Annotated in this window: 4 protein-coding genes; 1 reads left to right on the top strand and 3 read right to left on the bottom strand. The window is 40.6% G+C overall.

The genetic code is table 11. From position 1 onward, the window contains the following. Together AC52RT_RS11395 and AC52RT_RS11390 are read right to left on the bottom strand one after the other, a co-directional pair. Positions 1–1671: putative thiazole-containing bacteriocin maturation protein (locus tag AC52RT_RS11395; protein WP_495540854.1), on the bottom strand; the 1671-nt coding region annotated here is incomplete at its 3' end. A gap of 130 nt (positions 1672–1801) precedes the next feature. After that, a complete protein-coding gene (locus AC52RT_RS11390; RefSeq protein WP_081704918.1) occupies positions 1802–2044 on the bottom strand; it encodes a hypothetical protein in 243 nt (80 codons plus the stop codon). Between the two features lie 513 nt (positions 2045–2557). On the opposite strand from AC52RT_RS11390, the gene AC52RT_RS11385 reads away from it, so the two are divergent. After that, positions 2558–3088 carry a shikimate kinase gene (locus AC52RT_RS11385; protein ID WP_495540853.1) on the top strand — a complete coding sequence of 177 codons (531 nt, stop codon included), beginning with the start codon at positions 2558–2560 and terminating at the stop codon, positions 3086–3088. A 58-nt stretch (positions 3089–3146) separates the two neighbouring features. Here the strand turns inward: AC52RT_RS11385 and AC52RT_RS11380 are convergent. After that, on the bottom strand, positions 3147–3822 hold a 676-nt coding region (locus AC52RT_RS11380), incomplete at its 5' end, for an ABC transporter substrate-binding protein (protein WP_495540852.1).

Here is a 3822-nt window from a genome sequence, read left to right as displayed (position 1 = left end):
GTTCATCAAGGCCTGTTGTAACGCATTTCGCAAAGCAAAGGTCAGGGTTACCCCTATACTTCCATACCAACTATCGTCCGTATTGACCCAGATTACTGGGAAACCAGATATATTCTTACCACGTGCAATCTTTGGTATGCCTGCTATGGTCGTCAGCGCCTGTAAGTAATAGCGACAGCGTTCATCTTCTACCGTGTCTAACACGACGTTATCTGCTGTATTCTCTTGACTATATGCATGCTTAGTAAACTCAACATTCAACCATTTTTGAAGACCTCGGCAAACACATTCAGCAAATGTTTCTCCTGTACCAATCCCTAGAAATTCTTCAGACGATAAGGTTGGTTTGAGCTGTTTGATGATCTCTGCCGAATACCTTTCAATTCCAGAAAGTCCCGCTTCTCTTCGTGCTTCCTTATGCGTTAAATCCGAACAAATTATCTCCGGCAGCAGTTCAGCAAACCCTTTCGACAATGGATCAACCACTTGGACACGACACTGAGCAAGCGGAAGCTGCTTTAACTCTCCTTCTTCCCAGCTATGGAAAATCCCTGACTGCGGTGAGGTCAACCGGCTAAAGAATAGAAATAAGTTTCCCTCTTCCGTTCTTGTTGAACTATTCCCAAGCCTTTCATCAGCATCTTCTACCCATTTTACTTTTGCTTTACCTGTCACCAACGGGTGCGGAAGATAGCGATGCCACTTTCCTTCTAACGTCTCCAAATCAAGTAGATAAAACTGATTCGTTTCTTCGGGTTTGGTGACCCCTGTTAGTTCTTTAAATAATTCAAAAGCAAGAATGTTAGCCAACATGGCTCCTGCTGTAACTGAAAAAGCAGAAAAACCAGGTTCTGCACTCAGCACCGATTGATGTAATTGACGCCGCACCGAATCCCAGGAACCAACCGATTCTTGAGTAACTATTGGACCAGCTATCCCTGTCTGATTGAGGATGATTGCTGGGAAAAACACTTTCTTTTCTTCCTTACATGCAGCTTGCAGACTGCCTAATTCTCCTTCATCACCTTCTTGAGACACATACAAGATTGCATCAAATGACCTTACCAACTCCCGCCAAGAACTATTTCCTTCGAACTTCCAGGAGATGTCTTCAACCCTTACTTCGGTATCAGACTTACATGCATGCTTTACAAGTTCATTCAAACGTTTTTTATTTGTGGGTACTCTTTCTGTAATAAACGTATGGAAGGCAGGTAAGCCTGAGTCCAGCAAAGCCGCAACCAAAGAAACAAATAAATCCCCTGAACCAACTGCTAATACTTTTTTCTGGCGATACATTTGAAAGTGATAGGCTCCAGAATCAATCATGTTCTCTAAAAATTGAATCTGTGAGGCATGCTTAATCAAAACCTCTTCCTTCAACTGATGTGGACGTTCTTGACTCATGTCCCGGACAAATCCATTTTTGTATAAAACATTGGCTATTTCCAGGACCATATTTTCGTATGTGCTTGGCAATCCAGCTGTTAACTCGCCCAGTGTATGTTTACCGTTAAACATCGGTAAAAGCGTTTCAACCCACTGAGCAATCGTCGTGCCCTCCATACGAAAGGAACTGGTATTATTCCGAAAATACACGCCTCTAGTAGGTTCTGGAAGAAAAAACGTGTCCCGTTTCACTTTCAACTTCATAGAAGAGGTCAAATCCATTACGCTCCTCCTAACTTGAAAACTCCATTCTGTTCCATGTCGTTCACTCTCATTCTATGTATGACAACTTGTCTCATATGTCTAACCTAAAGAAGTCCCTGCTCAGCAGAGACTCAATCTTTAGATATCCTTATCTACCACATCTTCCACAACGTCCGCAGCCGCCGCATCTCCCACAACCACCACAACCTCCGCAGCCAAAACAGCCAAAACATAAAAAGCACCCAAAGCCAAAACCAATCAGACGAGAATCTTCCATTGTATTCGGATTTTGCACCCATTGACCAGAAGGATCTTGCCCCCATTGAACGGGCTGACTTGCCTGAAACTGATCCACATTTAACATTTGCAGTTGATTTTGGAACTCATTCATTTAGATAACCTCCGTATAGTAAGATGAGCATCATAAAAGGGAAATTGAAACCACTTCTTTTTTCCCCAACGTTTACTTCAAAATATGTACGGTGATTGGGTATTGCTACTAAATCGAATGCCCATTTATCTCGAATGAGTATTTTAAAATTGACACAAGAAGTCCACATACTTCATGTGCGCAACCCACTGAAGTTTACGATTTACGAAACTTTGTCCTTTTATATACGTAGTAGTAGTAACAAATTCGAATAAGGGGTTGAAACTATGGCAGCTGTTGTCCCTGCATTGTTAGTAATCTTTTTAGGCCTGTATGTTTTTTTATCAAAAAATAAAAACTAGATTTAAACCCTACGATCATAAATCTGAAACTATAATTTTAGCTGCTAGATTTTTGTCAAAGTGAACGCATGGACAAAATATGAATTTTCAGATAACATAAGAAGATGTCAGTGTTATATTCGGTATTTTGGAAAACTTAAAAATCACTAAAGATGAAAGAGGCCAGCTACTAATGAATAGCACGGATAGATTGCTCAAAGAAAAAAGCATTGTCTTTATCGGGTTTATGGGGGCAGGTAAAACGACGATTGGTAAACTCGTTGCCAACAAATTATCCCGTGAGTTTATCGATATCGATAAAGAAATTGAAACTGCATACAAGATGACCACATCAGCATTTTTCAAAACGTATGGAGAACAAGCATTTAGGCAAAAGGAAAAAAGCCTTATTTCTCAGTTCTCTAATCAACCAGGCAAGGTTATCTCCGTCGGGGGAGGCGCCTTTTTACAAGAAGAAGTGCAACAGATTTGCTTAACCAATTGTACGGTCATCTTTCTCGATGTAACATGGGATTCTTGGAAAGAAAGACTCCATTTACTTATGGATAGTCGTCCAGTTTTACAAGGCAAATCAGTGGAAGAAATAAAAGAACTTTTTTACAACAGGCAAAGTATCTATTCCAAGCACCATTTAAAAGTGCAAACAGATACACTCAACAGTGAAGAAGCTGCTGAGTACATTGTTGGATTATTACAATCATGAAGTTAATAAACAAACTCCCGATCCTTAACGGTGGGGAGTTTGTTTGAAATCAGGAAAGCTATTTACCCGCTGCCATCTCCAAAATTTCATGAGTATAAGCATCGTCAAGATTAGCCGGTTTTTCTATTACGCCGAATTCATGTGCAATATCAGCTGTTTGTTTAAACATCGCATCATCAATGGTACCAATTTTCTCTGCATCAAAGCCCTCTGGCACAACGAGTTTGGCAACTTCACTCATCATTTTTAACTGATGATCTTTAGATGTACTTCCTCCTTCTGCTGCCTTCATTACAGCATCCACTGCATAATCTTGATTCTCCACCGCATCTTTCCACCCTTTGATGGATGCACGGAGAAACTTAGCTGCGACTTCTTTATTCTCAGAAAGCCACTCTTTATTTGCAAATAAATTATCCTCAAGCATGGCTACACCTTCATCATTCATATCAATCACTGTTAGATCACTTTCAGAAATACCTTCTTCAAGCACTACCTGGTATTCGTTATATGTCATCGCTGAAGCCGCATCTAGATCCCCGCCTAAAAACTGATCCATCGTAAACCCTTGCTTCACAAAAGAAAGGTCTTTGTTTTGATCGTACCCATATTTATCAAATAACGCTAATAGTTCAAACTCATTCCCGCCCATCCACTTACCAACCTTGTTCCCGCCTAAGTCCTCTGCTGTCTGGATTCCTTTTTCTTTTTTAGATACGAGGAGTAACCCGCTT

It is taken from the genome of Peribacillus sp. (genome assembly GCF_059453735.1).
Note: the sequence above shows the minus strand (reverse complement) of the source record. Positions and strands in the feature narration are given on the sequence as shown.